The organism is Isoptericola sp. NPDC057653, assembly GCF_042799955.1.
In the GTDB taxonomy this organism is placed as follows: Bacteria; Actinomycetota; Actinomycetes; order Actinomycetales; family Cellulomonadaceae; genus Isoptericola.
In genome coordinates this window covers 1738590-1761325 of record NZ_JBHVHP010000001.1, presented here as the reverse complement: position 1 = coordinate 1761325, position 22736 = coordinate 1738590, and the positions used below count along the sequence as shown (strand labels likewise).

At 75.7% G+C, this 22736-nt stretch carries 22 protein-coding genes; 13 read left to right on the top strand and 9 right to left on the bottom strand.

What is annotated here, in order from left to right; all coding sequences use genetic code 11:
* The first annotated feature begins 254 nt into the window (after nucleotides 1–254).
* Nucleotides 255–464, top strand: coding sequence for an RNA polymerase subunit sigma-70 (locus ACFU9A_RS07990; protein WP_380320433.1), 210 nt, complete (start codon nucleotides 255–257; stop codon nucleotides 462–464).
* Nucleotides 464–1015, top strand: a complete 552-nt coding sequence (locus ACFU9A_RS07985) for a Clp protease N-terminal domain-containing protein (RefSeq protein WP_430574694.1) — start codon at nucleotides 464–466, stop codon at nucleotides 1013–1015. The genes ACFU9A_RS07990 and ACFU9A_RS07985 overlap by 1 nt, the downstream gene beginning before the upstream one ends.
* Nucleotides 1016–1072: 57 nt before the next feature.
* Here the strand turns inward: ACFU9A_RS07985 and ACFU9A_RS07980 are convergent, their stop codons facing one another.
* Nucleotides 1073–1654 carry an ASCH domain-containing protein gene (locus ACFU9A_RS07980; protein WP_430574693.1) on the bottom strand — a complete coding sequence of 194 codons (582 nt, stop codon included), beginning with the start codon at nucleotides 1652–1654 and terminating at the stop codon, nucleotides 1073–1075.
* A gap of 42 nt (nucleotides 1655–1696) precedes the next feature.
* Complete coding sequence (locus ACFU9A_RS07975; protein WP_430574692.1) at nucleotides 1697–4438, bottom strand: UvrD-helicase domain-containing protein; 2742 nt, start codon at nucleotides 4436–4438, stop codon at nucleotides 1697–1699.
* 80 nt (nucleotides 4439–4518) lie between these two features.
* Here ACFU9A_RS07975 and ACFU9A_RS07970 point away from each other — a divergent pair, with 80 nt between their 5' ends.
* Entirely contained in the window at nucleotides 4519–6003 is a 1485-nt protein-coding gene (locus ACFU9A_RS07970; protein ID WP_430574691.1) for an FAD-dependent monooxygenase, read from the top strand.
* Here the strand turns inward: ACFU9A_RS07970 and ACFU9A_RS07965 are convergent, their stop codons facing one another.
* Nucleotides 6004–6501, bottom strand: a complete 498-nt coding sequence (locus tag ACFU9A_RS07965; protein WP_430574690.1) for a GNAT family N-acetyltransferase — start codon at nucleotides 6499–6501, stop codon at nucleotides 6004–6006.
* Between the two features lie 150 nt (nucleotides 6502–6651).
* Here ACFU9A_RS07965 and ACFU9A_RS07960 point away from each other — a divergent pair, with 150 nt between their 5' ends.
* Both ACFU9A_RS07960 and ACFU9A_RS07955 read left to right on the top strand, forming a co-directional pair.
* Nucleotides 6652–7035, top strand: a complete 384-nt coding sequence (locus ACFU9A_RS07960; RefSeq protein ID WP_430574689.1) for a VOC family protein — start codon at nucleotides 6652–6654, stop codon at nucleotides 7033–7035.
* 110 nt (nucleotides 7036–7145) lie between these two features.
* On the top strand, nucleotides 7146–7874 hold the full coding sequence (locus ACFU9A_RS07955; protein ID WP_430574688.1) for an ASCH domain-containing protein: 729 nt from the start codon (nucleotides 7146–7148) through the stop codon (nucleotides 7872–7874).
* A gap of 22 nt (nucleotides 7875–7896) precedes the next feature.
* On the opposite strand, the gene ACFU9A_RS07950 is transcribed toward ACFU9A_RS07955, so the two are convergent.
* Together ACFU9A_RS07950 and ACFU9A_RS07945 are read right to left on the bottom strand one after the other, a co-directional pair.
* Nucleotides 7897–8379, bottom strand: a complete 483-nt coding sequence (locus ACFU9A_RS07950) for a DUF456 domain-containing protein (RefSeq protein WP_430574687.1) — start codon at nucleotides 8377–8379, stop codon at nucleotides 7897–7899.
* A 4-nt stretch (nucleotides 8380–8383) separates the two neighbouring features.
* Nucleotides 8384–8755: a hypothetical protein gene (locus tag ACFU9A_RS07945; protein ID WP_430574686.1), complete on the bottom strand. Its 372-nt coding sequence runs from the start codon at nucleotides 8753–8755 to the stop codon at nucleotides 8384–8386.
* Between the two features lie 404 nt (nucleotides 8756–9159).
* Here ACFU9A_RS07945 and ACFU9A_RS07940 point away from each other — a divergent pair, with 404 nt between their 5' ends.
* Genes ACFU9A_RS07940 through ACFU9A_RS07925 form a run of 4 tightly spaced genes read left to right on the top strand, consistent with a single transcriptional unit; the run spans nucleotide 9160 to nucleotide 13947 of the window.
* Nucleotides 9160–10899 carry a nitrite/sulfite reductase gene (locus ACFU9A_RS07940; RefSeq protein ID WP_430574685.1) on the top strand — a complete coding sequence of 580 codons (1740 nt, stop codon included), beginning with the start codon at nucleotides 9160–9162 and terminating at the stop codon, nucleotides 10897–10899.
* Nucleotides 10896–11750 (top strand): phosphoadenylyl-sulfate reductase, encoded by an 855-nt coding sequence (locus ACFU9A_RS07935; protein WP_430574684.1) that lies wholly within the window; start codon nucleotides 10896–10898, stop codon nucleotides 11748–11750. The genes ACFU9A_RS07940 and ACFU9A_RS07935 overlap by 4 nt, the downstream gene beginning before the upstream one ends.
* A complete protein-coding gene (gene cobA / locus ACFU9A_RS07930; RefSeq protein WP_430574683.1) occupies nucleotides 11747–13135 on the top strand; it encodes a uroporphyrinogen-III C-methyltransferase in 1389 nt (462 codons plus the stop codon). Before ACFU9A_RS07935 ends, cobA begins: the two co-directional genes overlap by 4 nt.
* 56 nt (nucleotides 13136–13191) lie before the next feature.
* Complete coding sequence (locus ACFU9A_RS07925) at nucleotides 13192–13947, top strand: sirohydrochlorin chelatase (RefSeq protein WP_430574682.1); 756 nt, start codon at nucleotides 13192–13194, stop codon at nucleotides 13945–13947.
* Here ACFU9A_RS07925 and ACFU9A_RS07920 read toward each other — a convergent pair.
* On the bottom strand, nucleotides 13913–14527 hold the full coding sequence (locus ACFU9A_RS07920) for a LuxR C-terminal-related transcriptional regulator (protein ID WP_430575360.1): 615 nt from the start codon (nucleotides 14525–14527) through the stop codon (nucleotides 13913–13915). The genes ACFU9A_RS07925 and ACFU9A_RS07920 overlap by 35 nt on opposite strands.
* A gap of 68 nt (nucleotides 14528–14595) precedes the next feature.
* Nucleotides 14596–15951, bottom strand: a complete 1356-nt coding sequence (locus ACFU9A_RS07915) for a PspC domain-containing protein (protein ID WP_430574681.1) — start codon at nucleotides 15949–15951, stop codon at nucleotides 14596–14598.
* 137 nt (nucleotides 15952–16088) lie between these two features.
* Here ACFU9A_RS07915 and ACFU9A_RS07910 point away from each other — a divergent pair, with 137 nt between their 5' ends.
* Both ACFU9A_RS07910 and ACFU9A_RS07905 read left to right on the top strand, forming a co-directional pair.
* A complete protein-coding gene (locus ACFU9A_RS07910) occupies nucleotides 16089–17645 on the top strand; it encodes a PspC domain-containing protein (protein WP_430574680.1) in 1557 nt (518 codons plus the stop codon).
* Entirely contained in the window at nucleotides 17642–18292 is a 651-nt protein-coding gene (locus tag ACFU9A_RS07905; protein ID WP_430574679.1) for a hypothetical protein, read from the top strand. Before ACFU9A_RS07910 ends, ACFU9A_RS07905 begins: the two co-directional genes overlap by 4 nt.
* Nucleotides 18293–18368: 76 nt before the next feature.
* On the opposite strand, the gene ACFU9A_RS07900 is transcribed toward ACFU9A_RS07905, so the two are convergent.
* Nucleotides 18369–19070, bottom strand: coding sequence for a hypothetical protein (locus ACFU9A_RS07900; RefSeq protein ID WP_430574678.1), 702 nt, complete (start codon nucleotides 19068–19070; stop codon nucleotides 18369–18371).
* Nucleotides 19071–19201: 131 nt separating this feature from the next.
* Between ACFU9A_RS07900 and ACFU9A_RS07895 the strand changes: the two genes are divergently transcribed.
* Both ACFU9A_RS07895 and ACFU9A_RS07890 read left to right on the top strand, forming a co-directional pair.
* The gene (locus ACFU9A_RS07895) at nucleotides 19202–20374 is read left to right on the top strand and encodes a glycosyltransferase family 4 protein (RefSeq protein WP_430574677.1); all 1173 of its coding nucleotides are present in this window, start codon (nucleotides 19202–19204) and stop codon (nucleotides 20372–20374) included.
* A gap of 141 nt (nucleotides 20375–20515) precedes the next feature.
* A complete protein-coding gene (locus ACFU9A_RS07890; RefSeq protein WP_430574676.1) occupies nucleotides 20516–21067 on the top strand; it encodes a hypothetical protein in 552 nt (183 codons plus the stop codon).
* A gap of 60 nt (nucleotides 21068–21127) precedes the next feature.
* Here ACFU9A_RS07890 and guaA read toward each other — a convergent pair whose 3' ends face one another.
* Nucleotides 21128–22708, bottom strand: coding sequence for a glutamine-hydrolyzing GMP synthase (gene guaA / locus ACFU9A_RS07885; RefSeq protein WP_430574675.1), 1581 nt, complete (start codon nucleotides 22706–22708; stop codon nucleotides 21128–21130).
* Nucleotides 22709–22736 lie beyond the last annotated feature (28 nt).

The window sequence follows — 22736 nt, the reverse complement described above, 5'->3', positions numbered from 1 at the left end:
TCCATCGGTGGTGCCCCTGGGTCGGCAGAGGCCGGCACGAACGGATGTCTCGACATCAAGACATCCCCGAACAGGGTAGTCCGACCCGCGCACCGCCGGAACATCAGCCCCCCGATCCTCCGCCGCGGGTGACCGATCCCACACCGCGCCGCCCGACGCGTCAGGGGGCTCGTCGGGCATGCCCGGCGCTCATCCTGCCAGGTCGGCGTCAACCAGGGTTGACACCATCGGAAGCGTCAACCATAGTTGACGCCATGACGGAGAAGACGCTCGTCGGTGCAGCCGCCGGCGACGACCCGGGAGAGGGCCTGCGGGCCGTCCGCGCGCTGCGGGACCTGGCCGACCGGCTCGAGACGCTCCAGGTGGAGCGGGCCCGGACGCTCGGCTGGTCGTGGCAGGACGTGGCGGACGCGCTCGGCGTGACCAAGCAGGCCGTCCACAAGAAGCACGGCAGGAGGATCTGATGTTCGAGAGGTTCACGAAGGACGCACGCGCCGTCGTCGTCGACGCCCAGGAGGTAGCGGTCGACCTGCGCACCGCGACGATCGACACCCGGCACCTGGTCGTCGCCCTGGCCCGTCGCGGGGGCTCCGCGGCCGCCGCCCTCCGGGCCGCCGGGCTGGAGCCGGCCGACGTCGAGGCCCGTTGCCGGCGCGCCGTCGAGTCGGACGACACCCTCGACGGCGCCGCGCTGGCCTCCGTCGGCGTCGACCTCGACGAGGTCCGGAAGCGCACCGACGAGGTCTTCGGCCGCGGCGCCCTCGACCGCGCCGGCAAGCCGCGGCGGCAGCGGTCGCACCACCCGTTCGCCCCCGACGCGAAGAAGGCGCTCGAGCTCGCGCTCCGCGAGGCGGTCCGCCTCGGCGACAAGGGCATCGACGAGCGCCACCTGCTGCTCGGCGTCCTGCGCGCCGACTGCCCCGGCGGCCGGGTGCTGGAGACCGCCCTGCGCGACGCCGGCACCGACGTCCCCGCGCTCCGCGACGCTGCCGCGCGGGAGGACCGCGCGGCCTGAGGCCGCGGGCCGGGGCAGCAGGACGGCGCACCGCCTGCCGGCGGCCCGACCACCCGGCTACCGGCGCCCGGTCCGCCCCAGGTAGGCGCGCCCGCGTGGCGAGAGCCGGTAGCCGACGTCGAGGCTCTCCGTGAGGCCCAGCTCCTTGAGCCGCCGCACCCGGATCTTGAACGGGTCGCGCTCCATGCCCAGCCCCTCGGCGAGCGTGCGCGCGACGACGGCGGGCCGCGCCTCGATGAGCTCCAGGTAGTCGCGGGTCCACGGCGCGGGCGCGGCGCGGTCCATGCGCGCGAGCCGGGTGCGGATGGCGTCCACGGCGTCGTCGTCGAGGTCGTCGTCCTCCCGCAGCGCGACGCGCGGGTCCGGCCCCGCCAGGCGCAGCCCCACGCGGTACAGGTCGCCCTCGCCGCGCCGCTCGATCCAGGCGCGGGCCGTCGTCCCCGTGCGGAATCCCGCACCGCGGGCGTCGGCGTCGTCCACCGTCTCCAGGGGCACCGGGTCCACGGCCGTCACCTCGACCACGCCCACCCGCGTGCGCATCGTCGACCCGGCGTGCACCCGCACCACGGCCCACCGGCGGTAGGTGTGGGTCACCGTCCCGTCGGCCAGACCGCGCAGCGTCCTCGCGTCCAGCAGCACACGGTCACGATGCCAGCGGCGGCGCGCCCCCGCCCGGCGACGTCAGAGCTTCGTGACCGGCGAGTACCGCAGCAGCAGTCGCTTGGTGCCGTCCGCGCCGAAGTCGATGCGCGCGACGGAGTTGGGCCCGCTGCCCTCCAGGGAGACGACCGTGCCGACGCCGTACGCGTCGTGCGTGACCTTGTCGCCGACGTCCAGCGACGGGACGTCCGCGTCCTTGCGCGGCGTGGCCGAGCCGAACGTCGCGCCCGTACCCGCCGCCGCTCCGTCCTTGGGCCGGCCGAGCCGCGCGCCCACGCCCGACGACGGCGAGCGACGCTCGCCCGCGCCCGACGTGCCGCCCGAGGTGCCGCCCGACGACCGCCGCTCCGGCGACCAGGTGCTCCCGGAGCCGCCACCACGCCGGTCGCGACCCGACCCGCCCCAGGCCGAACCGCCGCGCCGCAGGTACTGGGTGGACGACTCGCGCCGCCGCCAGTCCCACAGCTCCTCGGGGACCTCCTCGAGGAACCGGCTGGGCGGGAACTCGTTCGCCATGCCCCACGCCGACCGCACCGCCGAGCGCGTGACGTACAGCCGCTGGCGCGCGCGCGTGATCCCGACGTACGCGAGCCGCCGCTCCTCGGCGAGCTCGGAGTCGTCGTGCAGCGAGCGCATGTGCGGGAACGTGCCGTCCTCCATGCCCGTGAGGAAGACGACCGGGAACTCCAGGCCCTTGGCGGTGTGCAGCGTCATGAGGGTGACGACGCCCTGGTCCTCCTTGGGCTCCTGCTCCGCCTCCCCGTCGGCGACGTCCTCGTCGGGGATCTGGTCGGCGTCGGCCACCAGGGACACGCGCTCGAGGAAGTCCGTGAGGTCGCCCTCGGGGTCCAGCTCGCTGAACTCGGCCGCGACGGCGTGCAGCTCGGCGAGGTTCTCCACGCGCGACGCGTCCTGCGGGTCGTCCGACGCGCGCAGCTCGGCGAGGTAGCCGCTGCGGTCCAGCACCGCGCCGAGGATCGTGGCGGGCGGCTCGCCGTCGTCCACCAGCGCGCGCAGGTCGCGCATCATGTCGCGGAACGCCATGAGGGGCCTGGACGTGCGGGTCGTCATGCCGCCGATCTCGTCGGCGCGCTCCAGCGCCGCCCCGAACGACAGCCGCTCCCGGTCCGCGAACGACGCGACCAGCGACTCGGCCTTGTCGCCCAGCCCGCGCTTGGGCACGTTGAGGACGCGGCGCAGGTTGACGTCGTCGTCGGGGTTCGCGAGCGCGCGCAGGTAGGCGATGGCGTCCTTGATCTCGCGGCGCTCGTAGAACCGGGTGCCGCCCACCACCTTGTAGGGCAGGCCGACGCGGATCAGCACCTCCTCCAGCGCCCGGGACTGGGCGTTGGTGCGGTAGAACACCGCGACGTCGCCGGGGCGCACGCCGTCGGCGTCCCCGAGCCGGTCGATCTCCTCCGCGACGAACCGCGCCTCGCCGTGCTCGTCGTCGGCCACGTAGCCGACGATCTTCTCCCCCGCGCCCGCGTCGGTCCACAGCCGCTTCGGCTTGCGGTCGGGGTTGCGCGAGATGACGGCGTTGGCGGCGGACAGGATCGTCTGCGTGGAGCGGTAGTTCTGCTCGAGCAGGATGGTCGTGGCGTCCGGGTAGTCCTCCTCGAACTCCACGATGTTGCGGATCGTGGCGCCGCGGAACGCGTAGATGGACTGGTCGGCGTCGCCCACCACCGTCAGCTCGGCCGGGTCCAGGCCGTCGACGCCGGGTCCGTCGGCGGTCGCCCCCGCGAGCTCGCGCACCAGCATGTACTGCGCGTGGTTCGTGTCCTGGTACTCGTCCACGAGGATGTGCCGGAACCGGCGCCGGTAGTGCTCGGCCACGTTGGGGAACGCCTGCAGCAGGTTCACCGTGGTCATGATGATGTCGTCGAAGTCGAGGGCGCTGGCCTGCGCCAGCCGCTGCTGGTAGCGCCGGTAGACGTCGGCCAGCACCGTGTCGAACTCGGGCGCCCCGCCGTCGGCCAGGCCGCCGCCCGCGGCCCGTGCGCGCCAGCCCGCGGCGGGCGGCTCGGCGGCGTCGGCGTGCTCGGCCGTGTCGGCGCCCGACTGCCGCGCGTAGGTGTCCGGGTCGATCAGCTCGTTCTTCAGGTCGCTGATCTTGTGCGCCAGGGAGCGCGCCGGGTACTTCTTCGGGTCCAGGTCCAGCTCGCGCGTCACCAGCGTGATGAGCCGCTGGGAGTCCGCCGCGTCGTAGATGGAGAAGCTGGAGCGCAGGCCGAGGGTCTTGGCCTCCTTGCGCAGGATCCGCACGCACGCGGAGTGGAACGTCGAGACCCACATCCGCCCGCCCGCCGGGCCCACCAGGTGCTCGACGCGCTCCCGCATCTCCGCGGCGGCCTTGTTGGTGAAGGTGATCGCGAGGATCTCCCCCGCGCGCGCCCGGCCCGTCGCGAGCAGGTGCGCGATGCGGTGCGTGAGCACGCGCGTCTTGCCCGACCCCGCGCCCGCGACGATGAGCAGCGGCGACCCGTGGTGCTCGACGGCGGCCCGCTGCTGCGGGTTGAGGCCCTCCACCAGCGCGTCCGGGTCCAGGTGGGAGAACGCCCCGCGCGACCGCGGCCGCCCGTCCTCGCCCCCGCCGTCGTGCGCCTCCGACGCCGCGTCGCGCACCCACGCGGGCGCGCCCGACGACGGGTCGGCGGCGTCGTCGTCCCAGCGCGGGGCGGTGGACGGCAGGCGTGCGGTGTCGTCCTTCGCGGCGTGGTCGAACCCGGGCAGGGACAGGCTGTCGAACAGGGAGGTCATCGTGGACCAAGACTAGGCTCCGCGGCCGACACCCGGGGAACCAGGCACGATGGCGGGAGGCGAGCGATCGGGGGATCACGATGCACGACGTCGCGGTGGTCGGGTGCGGGCCGACGGGGCTGATGCTCGCTGCTGAGCTGCGGCTCGCCGGGGCCGACGTCGTCGTCCTCGAGCGCCGCTCCACGCAGGACCTCGTCGGCTCCCGCGGCGGCGGGTTCCACGCGCGCACGATCGAGCTCCTCGACCAGCGCGGCATCGCCGACAGGTTCCTCGCCGAGGGCACCACCGTCCCGGCGGTGACGTTCGGCGGCACCCGCCTGCCGCTGGGCGGCCTGCCCACCCGCCACCCGTACACGCTGGCGCTGCCCCAGGGCCGCATCGAGCGCCTCCTGCTCGCTCGGGCCGAGGAGCTCGCGGCGCCGGTCCGGCGCGACGCGGAGGTCGAGGACGTGGCGCAGCAGGACGAGGGCGCCCGCGTCCTGCTCGGCTCCGGCGAGGCGGTGCGGGCTCGGTACGTCGTGGGGGCCGACGGCGGGCGCAGCACCGTCCGGCGCGCGGCAGGGATCCACCTCGTGGGGCCCGACGCGACCCGCAGCACGCTCATCGCCGACGTCCGGGTCGACGGCGACCTGGAGCGCACCGGCAGGGTCGACGAGCGCGGCACGCACGGGCTCTTCCGGATGGACGACGGCACGGTGCGGGTCGTGCTGACCGAGGCCGCGCCGTCGACCGCCGAACCCACCCTGGAGGACCTGCGCCGCGGGCTCGCCGACGTGTTCGGCACGGACTTCGGCGTGCGCGACCCGTCCTGGCTGTCGCGCTTCACCGACGCCACCCGGCAGGCTGCGTCGTACCGCGTCGGCCGGGTGCTGCTCGCCGGGGACGCGGCGCACGTGCACTCCCCCACGGGCGGGCAGGGCATCGGCCTCGGGGTCCAGGACGCCGTGAACCTCGGCTGGAAGCTCGGTCAGGTGGTGCGCGGCGTCGCCGGCGAGGAGCTGCTCGACAGCTACCACGCAGAGCGCCACCCTGCCGGGGCCCGGGCGCTCGGCTACACGATGGCGCAGTCGCTGTTCCAGCGGTCGGACCCCCGGCAGGAGGCGCTGCGCGACCTGCTCGACGCGGTGCTCGCCGTCGACGGGGCGGGCACCCCGGTCGCGGGTCTGGTCACCGGGCTGGACGTCACCTACGACCTCGGCGAGGGGCACCCGCTGCGGGGGCGGCGGATGCCGGACCTCGATCTGTCGGCGCCGGACGGCGGTGCCGGCGCGCGTCGGGTGTTCGAGCTGCTGCACCGGGCGTGGCCGGTGCTCCTGGAGCTCGGCGGCCCTGCCCTGGACGCCGGTCCCTGGTCCGGCCGGGTCCGGCACGTGCGGGCGACCTCCGACGGACCGTGGGTGCTGCCCGTGCTGGGCGCCGTCGAGGCGCCGACCGCCGTCCTGGTGCGCCCCGACGGCCACGTGGCGTGGGTCGGGCAGGACTCCGCGGACGGGCTCGCCGAAGCACTGACCGCGTGGGCGGGGCGCCCGGCCGATCATGCCCGTCCCGGCGCTCGTGGCGCCTGACTACCGGCGCAGGCGCATCGGGGTGTGCGGGATGTCGTCCTCGAGGTACTCCGGCCCGTCCGGCGCGAACCCGAAGCGCCCGTAGAAGCCGGTCAGCGGGGACTGCGCGCCGAGCACGACGTCCGCCCGGGGCGCAGCGGCGGTGGCCACGTCCAGCGCGGCCCGCATGAGGACGCCGGACGCCCCGGTGCCCCGCACGTCGGGGTGGCAGACGACGCGGCCGATGCGCTGCACGTCGCCGTCGTCGAGCACGCGCGCCGTGGCGACCACGCGGCCGCCCCGCTCCTCGTCGAGCAGCACGACGTGCCGGGTGCCGGGCTCCGCGTCACGGCCGTCCAGGTCGGGGTACGCGCACGCCTGCTCGACGACGAACACGTCCTGGCGCAGCCGCCACGCCTCGTAGCCGGTCCGCGCGTCCAGCTCGTCGAGCGTCGCGACGCGCACCACCCACCGCTCGTCGTGACCGCCCGCACCCTGGGTCCCGCCGTCCTGCACCATCACCGCTCCCTCGCCCGCACCGTCCTTGCGTCGGACACCCTAAGCGCCGCCGGCCCGGCCGCACCCCACCGATGAGTCCGCCCCCTCCGCGACGTCGAAGGGACGAGGAGCCGCCCCGTGCCCGGGCGCGGCCGGAACAGAGGAGCACCGATGCCCACCGCCCGATTCACCGGCGTCCACACGGTCGCCGTCCCCGTCCGCGACCAGGACGCGGCGCTCGCCTTCTACACCGGCGCGCTCGGCCTCGAGGTCCGCTTCGACGCCGAGCTGCAGCCCGGCTTCCGCTGGATCGACGTCGCCGCCCCGGGCGCCCCGACCTCGCTCGCCCTGGTGCGCGCCGGCGACGGCCTGCCCGCCGGCGTCGACACGGGCATCCGGCTCGTGACGCCCGACGCGCCCGCCGCCCACGCGGCGCTGGCGGGCGCCGGCGCGGACGTCGGCGACCTGCTGCTCTGGGACTCGGCGCCGCCGATGTTCTCGTTCCGCGACCCCGACGGCAACACGCTCTACGTCTCGGAGAACCCCGCCGGTTGACGGCGCGGGCTCCGCTCGCCCCTGCTCGTCACGCGCCTCGGGACCTCCCCGCCTCACGTCGGAGCATCCACCCGGCGACGTCGACGGGTGGGCGGTGTACGGTCCGTCGCGTGCTCTTCCCTCCCGAGAAGCTCCTCCTCGACGCCGCCGTGGTCGCCGCGCGCCGGCTGCCGGAGGACGGCACGGGGCTGCACACCGTCGCGGCCGCCGTCATGGACGTGGACGGCCGCGTGCACACGGGCGTCAACGTGCACCACTTCACGGGAGGACCGTGCGCGGAGATGGTCGCCCTCGGCGTCGCGGCCGCCGCGGGAGCCCTCCCGGTGGCCGGGATCGTCGCGGTCGGCGACGGCGGGCGCGGGGTCCTGGCGCCGTGCGGACGGTGCCGCCAGGTGCTGGTCGACCAGCACCCCGACGCGCTCGTCATCGTGCCCGACGGCGCGGACCTGGTCGTGGTTCGCGCCCGCGAGCTGCTGCCGTACGCCTACGAGCGCCGCGAGGCGGCCCCGCCCCGCCTCCTGCGGTTCGCCGCCCGGCACTGGGACGCCGTCGTCGCCGGGACGAAGACTGCCACCACCCGGTTCCGGGACCCGTCGCGCCCCGGGCCCGTGACCCTCCTGTTCGAGTTCGACGACCGCCTTCGCTCCCTGCGCGGCACGGTCGAGTCCGTGGAGCAGGTGCGGTTCGCCGAGATCACCGACGAGCAGGCCGCCCCGGAGAACTGCACGGCGGACCAGCTGCGCGACGCGCTGCGCACGCACCACTACCCGGGCATCGGCGACGGCGACGTGGTCGACCTCGTGCAGTTCCGGGTCGCGGGCCCGGCTCCGGCGAACTGAGCGGCGGGCGCTCCGCTCGGGCTCAGGTGAGGACGAGCCCGACCACCCAGGCGACGGTGGCGACGAGCCCGCCGGCGAGCTGCACGCCGATCGTGATGAGGGTGGCCTTGAGCGCGGCGCGCGTGGCGGACCAGGCCACCGCGGCGTCGCGCCGGCGGGCGAGCTCGACGAGGAACACCGCGCCGGCGAAGAAGAGGAAGAGCCCGACGACGGGCACGACGAAGAACCCGACGACCCCGGCGACGCCGGCGATCGCGAGGGTGCTCCAGGGCACGGCCGCGCGGCGCATGTGCCGGCCGGCGAGCAGCCACTGCCCGGTCTCGGCGAGCACGACCGCCACGGCGGCGACGGCGAAGCACACCCACGCCGTCGTGCCGCCGGTGACCCACGCCCACACGAGGATGCTCCCCAGCACGAGCACGTTGCCGGGGAGCACCTGGACGACGATGCCGACCAGGCCGACGGCGATCGCCAGCCCGACCAGCACCTCACCGAGGAGGTTCAACGGCTCACCAGAAGACGGCGACCAGGATGTTGACCAGCGTCAGCGCGCCGATCGAGTGCTTGAGGGCCGGGCTGACCGCACCCGTGCCGTTGTCGCCCTTGGCGCCCTGGCGCCGGGCGAGGAAGGCGAGGACGGTGATGATCAGCGCGATCACGAGCTTGACGCCGATCTTGGCCATGCTCGGGCCGCCGTCGGCCCAGAGGTCGCCCATCTCGGCGATGCCGACCATGACGACGCCCGCGACGAGGGCCGTCGCCGCGCCATGGAAGACCCCGCGGTACAGGCCGGGACCCTTGATCGACGCGATGTAGCCGCCGAGGACGATCGCCCAGCCCACGAAGTGGAGGGCGACGAAGACGTGGTAGAGGAACTCCATGCCGCCACCCTATCCGCGCGGGGACAGGGATCTGACACGGGTGTCCGCAACCGGTCACATGTCACACCCGGGCGGCCCGGCGCAAGCGCCTCACCGGCCGTCCCAGCATGTGGTCCCACGATGTGGACCCGGTCTCGCGCAACCCGCCCTCGACCGGTTACCGTCGTCGCCATGACCACGGCCGCGCACCGCCTCCTCGTGACGACTCGTCACGAGATGCCGGCGTGCGTGCGTCGCAGCATGCGCAGCTGTCTGTGCTGCTGTCGCTGATCGCGCCCTACCTCAGCCCCGCCGCCACCCCGCGGCTCCTGAGCACCGGCGCGCGCCGTCGGTCCTCGGCCCACCCCTGCTGAGTCGCTCGTCGTCGCGCGTCCCCGCCCCCGAGGACCGAGGAACTCCCCCAGATGACGACGCAGACCACCGCCACCGCACCCACCGCCACCAGCGACAACGCCCCCTCCGCCCGCGTGCGCCCGCCGCGCGCCACCCGCCCGAACGGCCAGTGGAAGATCGACGGCTCCGAGCCCCTCAACCACAACGAGGTGTTCAAGCAGGAGGCGGCGCCGCTCGGGGTCCGCGAGCGCATCGAGACGATCTACGCGCGCGACGGCTTCGACTCCATCGCCGACGACGACCTGCACGGCCGCTTCCGCTGGTGGGGCCTGTACACGCAGCGCAAGCCCGGGATCGACGGCGGCCGCACCGCCACGCTCGAGCCGCACGAGCTCGAGGACCGCTACTTCATGCTGCGGGTGCGCTCGGACGGACAGCTGCTCGACCCGGCGGCGCTGCGGGTGCTGGGGGGCATCTCGGCGGACTTCGGGCGCGGCTCGGCGGACATCACCGACCGGCAGAACATCCAGTACCACTGGATCGAGATCGAGAGCATGCCGGAGATCTGGCGCCGCCTCGACACGGTGGGCCTGGAGACGACGACGGCGTGCGGCGACTCGCCCCGCGGCTTCCTCGGCAGCCCGGTGGCGGGCATCGCGGCGGACGAGATCATCGACCCGACGCCCGTGATCCTCGAGATCAAGCGCCGCTACATCGGCGACCCCGAGCTGGCGAACCTGCCGCGCAAGTTCAAGACGGCGATCACCGGCCACCCGAGCCTCGACGTAGTGCACGAGATCAACGACATCTCGCTGGTCGGCGTCGTGCACCCGGAGCTCGGCCCGGGCTACGACCTGTGGGTCGGCGGGGCGCTGTCGACGACGCCGCGGCTCGGCGAGCGGCTCGGCGTGTTCGTCACCGAGGAGCAGGCTCCCGACGTCTGGCACGGCGTCATCCGCATCTTCCGCGACTACGGCTACCGCCGGCTGCGCAACAAGGCCCGCCTGAAGTTCCTGCTCGCGGACTGGGGCACCGAGAAGTTCCGCGAGGTGCTGGAGAGCGAGTACCTCGGCTACGCGCTGCCCGACGGCCCGGCGCCCGCCCCGGCCACCCGCCCCGGCGACCACGTCGGCGTGCACGAGCAGAAGGACGGCCGGTTCTACGTGGGTGCCGCGCCCGTCGTCGGGCGGGTCGGCGGCAACACCCTCACGGGGCTGGCGGACCTCGTCGAGCGGGTGGGCGCGGACGGGGCACGGCTCACGGCGCACCAGAAGGTCGTGGTCCTGGGCGTCCCGGCCGACCGCGTGGACGAGCTGCTCGACGGGCTGGAGCCGCTGGGCCTCACCGCCCGCCCCAGCCTCTTCCGCCGCTCGACCATCGCCTGCACGGGCATCGAGTTCTGCAAGCTCGCGATCGTCGACACCAAGGACACCGCGGCACGCGTCATCGGCGAGCTGGAGGACCGGCTCGGCGACGTCACCGCGCGTCTCGGGCGGCCCATCGAGCTCAACGTCAACGGCTGCCCCAACTCGTGCGCCCGGATCCAGACCGCCGACATCGGGCTCAAGGGCCAGATCATCACGGTCGACGGCGAGCAGATGCCGGGCTTCCAGGTGCACCTGGGCGGCGGCCTCGTGGGCGCCGGCCGCGACGCCGGGGAGCTGGGCCGCACGGTGCGCGGCCTCAAGGTCCCGGCCGCGGAGGTCGGCGACTACGTGGAGCGCGTCGTGCGGCGCTACGACGCCGAGCACGCCGGCGACGAGACGTTCGCGCAGTGGGCGCACCGGGCCGACGAGGAGGCGTTGCGATGACCGCCGTCGACGTCGCGTCCCCCGTCACGCTCCTGTCCCCCGCGGGCTCCGGGACCGACCGGCTCGCGCAGGTCCGGGCCCGGGCGGAGGCGCGCGACTCCGCGCGCGAGACCCGGCAGCACGCCCGCGCCGCGCGCCACCGCCGCTCCCCCGAGGAGCTGCGCCACGTCGTGGAGCGCGGGCGGGCCCAGCTGCACGCCGACGGCGACCGGCCCGAGGCCACGGCCGTGGAGGTCGTGGCCTGGGCGGTGCGGGAGTTCGGCCCCTACCTCGCGGTCGCGTCGTCGATGCAGGACCTCGTGCTGGCGCACCTGGTGTCCCGGCAGCTCCCGTTCGTCGACGTCCTGTTCGGCGACACCGGCTACCACTTCGCGGAGACGCTCGGCACGCGCGGCGCCGTCGAGATCGAGATGGACGTCGACGTGGTCGACGTGCGCCCCGAGCTCACGGTCGCGCAGCAGGACGCCGAGCACGGCCCGCGCCTGCACGACCGCGACCCCGAGGCCTGCTGCGCCATGCGGAAGGTGGCGCCCATGCGCCAGGCGCTGCGGGGCTACGAGGCATGGGCGACCGGCGTGCGGCGCGGCGAGACCGCGGCTCGCGCCAACGCGCCGCTCGTCGCCTGGGACGACAAGAACGGCGTCGTGAAGATCAACCCCCTCGCGGCCTGGACCGACGAGGAGGTCGAGGAGTACGCACGGGAGCACGGCGTCGTCGTCAACCCGCTGCTCAGCGACGGCTACCCGTCGGTGGGCTGCGAGCCGTGCACCCAGCGCGTCGAGGCCGGGCAGGACGCCCGCGCCGGGCGCTGGGCCGGGCGCGACAAGACCGAGTGCGGGCTGCACCTATGACCGAGCGGAGGACGACGGTGGCCGGAACCCGTGGAGCGCGGCCCGCGGCGCCGCACGACACCTATCCCCTGGGCCTGCGCGTCGCCGGCCGCCTCGTCATCGTGGTGGGCGGCGGGCCGGTGGCCCTGCGCCGCGTGCGCGGCCTGCTCGCCGCGGGCGCCCGCGTGCGGGTGATCGCGCCCGACGTCGTGCCCGACCTGGCGGCGCTGGTCTCCGCGGGCACGATCGAGCGCGTCACGCGCGGGTACTGCGACGGCGACCTCGACGGCGCCTGGCTCGTGCACACGGCCACCGGCGACCCCGACGTGGACGCCCGCGTGGCGGGCGACGCCGAGCAGCTGCGCACGTTCTGCGTCACCGCCGGCGACGCCGGCCTCGGCAGCGCGTGGGTGCCGGCGGTGGCCCGCACGCCCGTCACGGACGCCGCGGGCCGCCCGGCGGGCGACCTCACCGTCGCCGTCACGGCGGCGCGGGACCCGCGGCGCGCGGTGCGGGTGCGCGACGCCGTCGTCGTCGGGCTCGACGACGGCAGCCTGCCCCTGCGCGCGGTGCGCCCCGCCGACGACGCGGCACCGGCGGACGACGCGCCCTCGCGGCGCGGGCGGGTGGCCCTCGTGGGCGGCGGGCCCGGCGCGGCCGGCCTCGTCACGGTGCGGGGCCGCCGGCTCCTCGCGACCGCGGACGTCGTCGTCGTGGACCGCCTCGCGCCCCGCGCCCTGCTCGCCGGCCTCGGCGACGACGTGGAGGTGGTCGACGTCGGCAAGACGTCCGGCCACCACCCGGTGCCGCAGGACCAGATCTCCGCCCTGCTCGTGGAGCACGCCCTCGCCGGGCGGGACGTCGTGCGCCTCAAGGGCGGCGACCCCTACGTGTTCGGCCGCGGCGGCGAGGAGCTGGACGCCTGCCGCGCCGCCGGCATCGAGGTGGAGGTCGTGCCCGGGGTCACCTCCGCGGTGTCCGTGCCGGCCGCCGCCGGCATCCCCGTCACCCACCGTGGCCTGGCCCGCGGGTTCAGCGTCCTCACCGGGCACGACGACGTCGGGCAGGTCCCCGGCGGCACCGACCACACCCTCGTGCTGCTCATGGGCGTCACCCGGCTCGCCGAGACCGCCCGCGCGCTCGTCGCGGCCGGACGGCCCGCGGCCACGCCGGTCGCCGTGGTGGAGGACGGTTTCGGCCCGCGCCAGCGCACCACCGTGGGCACCCTCGCGGACATCGCGGACCGGGCGCTCGCCGTCGGCGTGCGGGCGCCCGCGGTGACCGTCGTGGGCGACGTCGTGCGGCGCAGCCCCGCGTGGGCCGACGCCCTGCCCGACCACGGCGCCGTCCCGACCGCTGCCGTCGCGGCTCACGCCGGGCAGGCGCCCGCCGTGAGGTCGTCGTGACGGTGGTTCACGCGGCCGCAACCGCGCCGACCGACGCGCCGCGTAGCGTCGCGCCCGTGACCGCGCACCAGCCCGAGCCCGCCCTGCTCGCGATCTCCCACGGCACGGACTCGGCCACCGGGGCGGCGGCCGTCGCGAGGCTGGTCGACGCGGTGGCCGCGCGCGTCCCCGGCGTCCCCGTGCGCGCGGGCTTCGTCGACGTGCAGCAGCCGGACGTGCCCACCTGCCTCGCGGGGCTGCGTGACGACCCGGCCGCCGCGGCGACGGTCGTCGTGCCGCTGCTCCTGTCCGCCGGGTACCACGTGCACGTGGACCTGCGCGAGGACGTCGACGCGGCGGCCGGCGCCGGCGACGACGTCGTCCTCGGCGGCGCGCTCGGCCCGGACGACCGGCTCGTCGACCTGCTGGTGCGGCGCCTCGACGAGGTCGGCCTGCGCGCCGACGACACCGTGGTGCTCGCGGCCGCCGGGTCCAGCGACGCCCGAGCCGTCGCCGACTGCGAGACCACCGCGGCCCGCCTCGCGGCGCGGGTCGGCCGGCCCGTCACCGTCGGGTACATCGCGAACGCGACACCGCGGGCGGCCGAGGCCGTCGCCGCGGCCCGCGCCGGCGCCCCCGGGCGCGTCGTCGTCGCGACCTACCTGCTCGCGCCCGGCTTCTTCGCGGACCTCGCCGCGCGCGCCGGCGGCGACGTCACGACCGCGCCGCTGCTGGTCGCGGGCGCGGAGGCGCCCGCCGAGCTGGTCGAGGTCGTCGTCGACCGCTACCTCGACGAGGTCAGAGCAGGCGCCGGGCGGCGGCCCACCGCGTGAGCTCGTAGCGGCTGGACAGCTGCAGCTTGCGCAGCACGGCGGACACGTGGGTCTCCACCGTCTTGATGGAGATGAACAGCTCGCTCGCCACCTCGCGGTAGGAGTAGCCCCGCGCGATGAGGCGCATGACCTCCTGCTCGCGCTTGGACAGCCGGTCCAGCTCGTCGTCGGCCACCGCGACGTCGCCCGCCGCCGTGCCGAACGCGTCGAGCACGAAGCCCGCCAACCGGGGCGAGAACACCGCGTCGCCGCCGGCCACCCGCACCACCGCGCCGGACAGGTCCGACGCCGAGATGTTCTTCGTGACGTACCCGCGCGCCCCCGCGCGGATGACGGCCACGACGTCCTCCGCGGCGTCCGAGACGGACAGCGCGAGGAACTTCGTGCCGCCCAGCAGGTCCACGCACCTCCGCACCACCTCGGCGCCGCCGCCGCCGTTGCCGCCGGGCAGGTGCACGTCGAGCAGCACCACGGGGGGCCGCAGCTCGTGCACGACGGCGACGGCCTGGTCGACGTCGGCCGCCTCGCCGACCACGTCCACCCGCCCGTCCAGGCTGGCGCGCACGCCGGTGCGGAACATGTGGTGGTCGTCGACGAGGACGACCGGGACCGGCCCCGTGGGCGGCTGGGGGGCGTCGGGCGTGGCGCTCACGTGCGTGCTCCTTCGTCGGTGTCACTGGTCGTCGTGCCGGTCGGCACCGCGGTCGGGGCGGGCGTCCCGTCCTCGGCCGGCGGGGTGGACGGCGCGGGAGCGGCGGGCGAGGCCTGGCCGTCGCGCGGCATGCGCAGCCGCACCTCGGTGCCCCAGCCCTCGCGGCTGGTGACGTCCGCCGTGCCGCCGCGCCGGTGCACGCGGCCCAGGATGGACTCTCGCACCCCGAACCGGTCCGGCGCGATGTCGTCCATCTCGAAGCCGTCGCCGCGGTCACGGACGAACACCTCGACGGCGCCGTCGGTCACCTCGAGGTAGACGGTCACGGGAGGCCGGCCGTGCACGACGGCGTTGACCAGGGCCTCGCGCGAGGCCTGCAGCAGCGCCGACGTCTCCTCGGTGGGCACGCAGTCGCCCACCACGACCGTCTCGACCTCGACGGCGCGGCCGTCCTCGACCTCCGCGACGAGGGCCCGCAGCTCGGCCGCGAGCGACGTGCCGGGGGCGGTCCGGTCCGTGTAGAGCCATTCCCGCAGCTCGCGCTCCTGGGCGCGGGCCATGCGCGCCACCGCCTCCGGGTCGTCCGCGCGCGAGCGGATGAGGGCCAGGGTCTGCAGCACCGAGTCGTGCAGGTGGGCCGCGATGTCGGCGCGCTCGGCCTCCCGGGCGCGCGCCGCGCGCTCGTCGCCGAGCTCGCGGACCAGCCGCAGCCACCAGGGCGCCAGCATGAGCGCCGCGCCCGCCAGCACCGCGAGGGACGCCGCGCCCGCCTGCAGCAGCACCGGCACCGGGGCGTCCTGGCCGATGAGGAGCAGGACGCCGACCATGACGAGCACGACGCCGCCCACGAGGCGCAGCACGAGCGTGGGGCGCCGCGCGTGCCCGCCGCCGTCCCCCGTGCGACCGCGCTGCGCCGCGTCGAGCTGGCTCCAGGCGAGGGCCAGCCCGCCCACCGCGACGAGGGCCGGCAGCACCCACGACGCGCCCACGTCCCAGCCCGCGCGGATCGCGACCAGGATGAACGCGCCCGCGATGAGGGCCGCCCCGATGAGGACGTCCCGCACCGGCAGCGCGGCGACCGGGCCCCGCAGGCGCAGCCGCGGCGCGAGCCGCTGCAGCGACGTCGGCGTGGTGTCCGCGGCCAGCCTCGGGTCGCCAGACGGCACGGTCACCCACCAGAACACGTACGCCACCGCGCCCGCGCCGCCCGCCAGGGTGAGCAGGAGGAAGGCGAGGCGCACCACGAGGACCGGGAGGCCCAGGTGCGCGGCGAGGCCCGCGGCGACGCCGCCGAGCATCCGGCCCCGCGGGGGCCGGCGCAGCGGGAGGCGCGGGGGACGGTCGGTGCTCACCCTCCCGATCCTGGCACGTCAGGGGCGCCCCCGGGCGCGGGATCCCGAGGTTTCAGGGTGGCCGGGCCCGGTGAATCAGGGTCCCCTCAGGGCAGCACCCGATGCCGCGACGCCACCCCGGTCGTCAGGATGGAGCCATGAGCACCGACGACCTCCCCCAGCCGCCCGGGCCGCAGCCCGGCGCCGGCGGCGCCCCCGCCACGGGCGGGCCCGTGCCGCCCCGCAGCGGCGACGGCTTCTTCGACTCCATCCGCCGCCTCGGCGTCACCCGGTCCGACGACCGGTGGGTCGGCGGCGTCGCGGGCGGTGTGGCCGAGCGGTTCGGCCTCGACCCCCTGCTGGTGCGCGGGCTGCTGATCCTCAGCTTCTTCCTCACCGGCGCGGGCATCGTCATCTACGCGATCGCGTGGGCGCTGCTCCCGGAGCGGGACGGACGGATCCACCTCCAGCAGGCGTTCCGCGGCGACTTCGACGTCGCGCTGCTCGGGGCGGTCGTCGCGCTGATCGTCGGCTTCGCGTGGGGCGACGGCTTCTGGTCGTGGGGCGGCGGACGCTTCTTCGACTGGGTCGCCGGCATCCTCTGGGTGGCCGTCTGGGTCGCCATCGTCTGGCTGATCGTCAAGCTGATCCGCGACCGCAAGCCGCGCTCCGGCGGCCCGAACGTGCCGCCCGCCCCGCCGTACCCCGCGACGCCGTACCCGGCGACGCCGTACGCCTCGACGCCGGCCCCCGGGACCGCGGTCCCGGCCCCGTCGGGCATCGCCGGCGGCGGCACCTCCGACACCGGGATGCCGTACGGCGCCGGCGGCCCGTCCGGCGCCGTGCCCACGGACTCGTTCGCCCCGGCGCCCCCCGCGCCGTACCTGGCCGCGCCCACCCTGCCGCAGCCGCCCGCCCCGGCAGCCACGGGCTCCTGGGCGGCGGCGCCGGCCCCCGCCGCGCCGCTCGCTGCCCCGGCACCGCTCGCTCCCCCGGCACCGCCGCGGCCGCCGCGCCCCGTGCGCCGCGGGCCGGGTGCGGGCGCCGTGGGCATCGTCCTCGGCCTGGTGCTCCTCGCCGGCGCGCTCCTGCTCGTCGCCGACCGCACGAACAACCTCGGGCTGCCGCTCGGCCCCACCTGGCTGGGCATCTCGATCGTCGTCCTCGGGGTCGGGCTCGTCGTGACCGGGCTGCGCGGCCGCCGCGGCGGCACGCTGACCTTCTTCGCGATCCTCGCCCTGATCGCCGGGGTCATCACCTGGCCGTTCGCCGGTACCCGCGGCTCGTGGGACTTCTGGGACGCCGGCCCGCAGGAGTCGGGCTCCGCGACCGTCGTCAGCGACGGCACCGTCACCCCGCGGTCGATCGAGGAGGCGGAGGACGGCGTCAACGTGCGGTTCGGCAGCGCCGTCGTCGACCTCACCGAGCTGGACCTCGGCTCCGTCACCCCCGGCGACCCCGTCGTCGTGCCGATCTCCATGGCCGCGGGCAGCACGCAGGTGCTGATCCCCGCCGACCAGGCCGTCCAGGCCGACGTCCAGGTCATCGCCGGCAACGCCACCTGGCGCGCCGACGGTCAGGACAACTCCGTGAACACCTACACCAACGGCCCGGCGCGGTTCACCACCGACGAGGTGCACACCGCGGGCGGCGCCCGCCTGGTGCTCGACGTCGACGTCCGCGCCGGCGACCTGACCATCGAGGAGTCCCGATGAGCGACGACAAGCCCACGACGCCCGACCCCGGGCTCACGGACGGCGGCGACGAGACGCAGGCCCTCCCCGCCGCGGACGAGACGCAGGCCCTCCCGTCCCCGGACCAGACGCAGGCCCTCCCGTCCCCGGACCAGACGCAGGCCCTCCCGTCCCCGGACCAGACGCAGGCCTTCGCGACGACGGACGCCACCCGGGCGCTGCCCGTGGCCGGGCCCGAGGACCCGCTGTCGATCTTCGACCAGCCGGACCGGCCTGCGTACGGCCAGCCCGCCCCCGGCCGGCCGGCGTACGACCAGCCCGCGTACGACCAGCCCGCGTACGACCAGCCGGCGTACGACCAGTCGGCCGGGTCCGCGACGGCCGCGGCGGCGGACGTGCCGCCCGCGACGCCGACGGACGCACCCGCGGCCGCGGCGGGCCCGGTCGACGACCGTCACGCCCCGAGCCCCGGCCCGCGGGCCAGCACGATCGTGTGGGGCTTCCTGGTGGTGGCGTTCGGCGTCGGCCTGGTCGCCAACGGCGCGGGGATGCACATCGACGTCGAGCTCGCCGCCATCGTGCTGCTCGCCGCCGCGGGCGTGCTGCTCGTCATCGGCTCGGTGGTGAGCGCGGTGCGCCGCCGGCGCCGCACGACGTCCGCCCGCTGACGCGCAGCACGACGACGCGGCGGTGACCCCCGGGTGGGGGTCACCGCCGCGTCGTCGTGCTGGGCGGCCGCGGACCTCAGGCGGTCGGCGAGCCGCTGCTCCCGGCCGGCGGGGCCGACGGCGGGTTCTCCGGGGGCGTCGACGGAGGTGTCGACGGAGGTGTCGACGACGTGGACGGAGGGGGTGTGGTCCCGGCCGGGGGCGCCTCGGGGGCGGGGCGGGTGGTCGGCCGCTCGGGCGGCGGGGCCGGGGTGCTGGGCCGTGCCGGCTCGACCGGGTCGGCGCGGTGGGCGGCGTGCGAGAGGTCGCCGCCCGAGGTGACCGGCCCCGAGTCGATCACCATCTGCGGCCCGCCAGCGAGCCTGCGTAGCGCGCTGCCGAGCAGGAGGAACACGATGCCCAGGCCGATGACGAGGGCGCAGACGCCGAACGCCACGACCGAGGTGAACAGCGACGCCCGCAGGAAGGACGCCTGCATGACCGTGTCCCGGGTCGGGTCGTCCTGCGGGAGCTCCGCGTACGTCTGCCCGCCCGAGGCCTCCAGGGCGTGCTTGTTGATCACCTCGGCCTGCGCGTAGGCCGTGAAGGGGCCCGACACGTGCTGGCCCGCGAACATGCTCGCGTCGTCCGACACGGTGATCTGCTCGTCGGAGAGCGTCTGCGAGACGACGATCCAGACCACGACGCCGGCGACGATCATGACGATGCCGGCGATGAGGGTGATCAGACCGATGCCCCGGACGCCCTTGGGGGGTTGGACGGTGACAGTGCTCGACATGTCGCACCTTCTCCTTGAGGTGGGCCGTGATGCATGCGCAGGTACTGCTCCTGGCACGGTAGCGCTCTCGCGCGCGACCGGCTCGGTGAAGCCGCAGGTGACCGCGCCGGTCGCGATGGCAGGATGACCCGGTGCGCATCGTCCACGTCTCCGACTCCTACCTGCCGCTGCTGGGCGGCATCGAGACCCAGGTGGCCCGGCTGGCCCGCCGGCAGGCGGAGGCGGGGCACGAGGTCGAGGTGATCACGACGACCCCCGCGGCGCGCGGGGCCCACGGCGTCACCACCGCGCGGGACGAGGACGGCGTGGTCGTGCACCGCGTCGCGGCGCGGGTCCCCGGCGGGTACCCCGTGCACCCGCGCGCGACGCGGCACGTCGTGGCGCGGCTGCGGGCCCTGGAGGCCGACGGTCGCCGGCCCGACGTCGTGCACCTGCACATGGGCGTGCTCGCCCCGACCGTGGAGGCGTCGCTGCGCGCCGTCACCCGCCTGGGCCTGCCGGCCCTGCTCACGGTGCACAGCGTGTGGGGCGGCTGGGAGCGCGCGTTCGCGGGGCTCGACCGGTTGACGGGCTGGTCCGCGTGGCCGGTGCAGTGGTCCGCGGTGAGCGAGATGACGGCCGCTCCCCTGCGCCGCGTCGTCGGCCGCCGGCTCGGCCCTGCCGCGGCCGCGGAGCGGGTGTCGGTGCTGGGCAACGGCATCGACGTCGAGGCGTGGCGCCTGCCGCGCGTCGAGCGCGGCGAGCGGGCCGAGGGGCACGAGGTGCACGTCGTGTCCGCCACCCGGTTCGCGCCGCGCAAGCGGGTGCTGCCCATGCTCGAGGCGATCGCCGTGGCTCACGACCGCGCGCCCGGGCGCCTCGTCGCGACGATCGGCGGCGACGGGCCGCAGCTCGCGGAGGCGCGCCGGTGGGTGCGCGAGCGCGGGCTGGCGGACGTCGTGCGCCTGGTCGGGCGGCTCACCCCCACCGAGCTCAAGCGCCTGTACGTGCGCGCGGACGTGTTCGTCGCGCCGGCCGTGCAGGACGCGTTCGGCATCGCCGCCCTGGAGGCGCAGGCCGCGGGCCTGGCGGTGGTGAGCCGGTCGCAGTCGGGCGTGGCGGAGCGCCTCGTCGACGGCCGCGACGCGCTGCTCGTGGACGACGACGCCGCGCTGGCCGACGCGCTGGTGCGGCTCGCCGACGACCCGGACCTGCTCGACGCGATCGTCGCCCACAACCGCACCGCCGAGCTCGCGACGTCGTGGCCGCGGGTGCTCGCCGACGTGGCCGCCGCCTACGACCGGGCCGCCGCGCTCGCCCGCTGACGTCGGTCCCGCGGGCCCGTCGGGGGTGACGGCCCTGGCCACGCACCGATCGATGCCCCGGCGTATCACCCGCGGACGCGGCCCCCTCTGTCACTCGCAGACCGGCGACCAGGGGATCGCCGGCTGACGTGAGGAGCGACGATGACCATCACGACACGCACCCGCACCCGCCGCGCACGGCTCGCCGCCGTCGTCGGCGGGCTCGCGGCGATCGCGGCCCTGGGCCTCACCGGCCCGGCCGCCACGGCGGCGCCCGACGACGGCGCCGCCCCGGTCCAGGTCCAGAAGGTGGCGAGCGACAGGCCCGTCACCGTCCAGGACGTCGCCGCGACCGCGTCGTCGAGCACGTTGTACTGCGCCGTCCTCGACGGGACGTTCGGCTGCAAGCCGTACTCCCCCGGCAAGGGGCTGGTCGTCGCCCGCCTGTACGACGGGGCGAACTACTCCGGCCGGCAGGTCGTCATCTTCAACCCGAAGTACAAGGTGGGCTGCACGGCGAAGACCACCGACAACGAGGGCGGCTCCGTCCTCGGCGCGATGTCCAACAAGGTGACGTCGGTCCGGACGTACAACCACTGCGACATCAAGCTGTTCGACGGCGCGTCGAAGAACGGCACGCACACGGGCTGGGTGGATCGCACCGGCCGGCTCGGCGCGCTCGACAACCGGGCGAGCTCGTTCGCGATCTCCTGACCGCGACCCCGGGAACGACCGCGGCCCCGCTCCCCTTCCGGGGGGCGGGGCCGCGGGGTGTCACTCCCACTCGATGGTGCCCGGCGGCTTGCTCGTCACGTCGAGCACCACACGGTTGACCTCGCTCACCTCGTTGGTGATGCGGGTGGAGATGACGGACAGCACGTCGTAGGGCAGGCGCGTCCAGTCGGCCGTCATGGCGTCCTCCGACGACACCGGGCGCAGCACGATCGGGTGGCCGTAGGTGCGGCCGTCGCCCTGCACGCCGACGGAGCGGACGTCGGCCAGCAGCACCACGGGGCACTGCCAGATCTCGGCGTCGAGGCCCGCCCTGGTGAGCTCCTCGCGCGCGATGGCGTCCGCCTTGCGGAGGGTGGCCAGGCGCTCGGCCGTGACCTCGCCGACGATGCGGATGCCCAGGCCGGGGCCCGGGAACGGCTGGCGGGCGACGATCTCCTCCGGCACGCCGAGCTCGCGGCCCACGGCGCGGACCTCGTCCTTGAACAGGGTGCGCAGGGGCTCGACCAGCTCGAACTGCAGGTCGTCCGGCAGGCCGCCCACGTTGTGGTGGCTCTTGATGTTGGCCGCGCCCTCGCCGCCGCCCGACTCCACGACGTCCGGGTAGAGCGTGCCCTGCACGAGGAACTTGACCTCCTCGCCGTGCGCGCCCGCCTCGGCGACGATGTCGCGCTGCGCGTCCTCGAAGACGCGGATGAACTCGCGGCCGATGATCTTGCGCTTCGTCTCCGGGTCGCTGACCCCGGCGAGGGCGGTGAGGAACCGCTCCTTCTCGTCGCGGATGATGAGCTTCACGCCCGTGGAGGCGACGAAGTCGCGCTCGATCTGCTCGACCTCGCCCTCGCGCAGCAGGCCGTGGTCCACGTGCACGCAGGTGAGCTGGTCACCGACGGCGCGCTGCACCAGGGCGGCCGCGACGGCGGAGTCGACGCCACCGGACAGCGCGCAGATGACGCGGGCGTCACCGACCTGCGCGCGGATCGCGGCGACCTGGTCGGCGATGACGTTCCCGGCCGTCCACTCGGGCTTCAGGCCGGCGCCCTCGTAGAGGAACTTCTCCAGCACGGCCTGGCCGTGGGCGGAGTGCTTGACCTCCGGGTGCCACTGCACGCCGTACAGGCGGCGGCCGGTGTCCTCGAAGGCGGCGACGGGCGAGCCGGACGACGTGGCCAGCACCTGGAAGCCGGCGGGCGCCGCGTGCACGGAGTCGCCGTGGCTCATCCAGGTGGTCTGGTGGTCGGGCGTGCCGGCCAGCAGCACGCCGGCCTCGCAGACCTCGACCTCGGTGCCGCCGTACTCGCGCTGCCCCGTCTGGGCCACGGTGCCGCCGAGCGCCTGGGCCATCGCCTGGAAGCCGTAGCAGATGCCGAGCACCGGGACGCCCGCCTCGAACAGCGCAGGGTCGACGAACGGCGCGCCGGTGGCGTACACCGACGACGGCCCGCCCGACAGGATGATCGCCGCCGGGTTCTTGGCGAGCATCTGCTCCGTGGTGAACGTGTGCGGCACGATCTCGGAGTAGACGCTGGCCTCGCGCACGCGGCGTGCGATGAGCTGGGCGTACTGGGCGCCGAAGTCGACGACCAGGACCGGGCGGGGGGAGTCGGTGGCGGGAGACGTCACCGACCCATCGTAGCGGCGCGCCACCCGC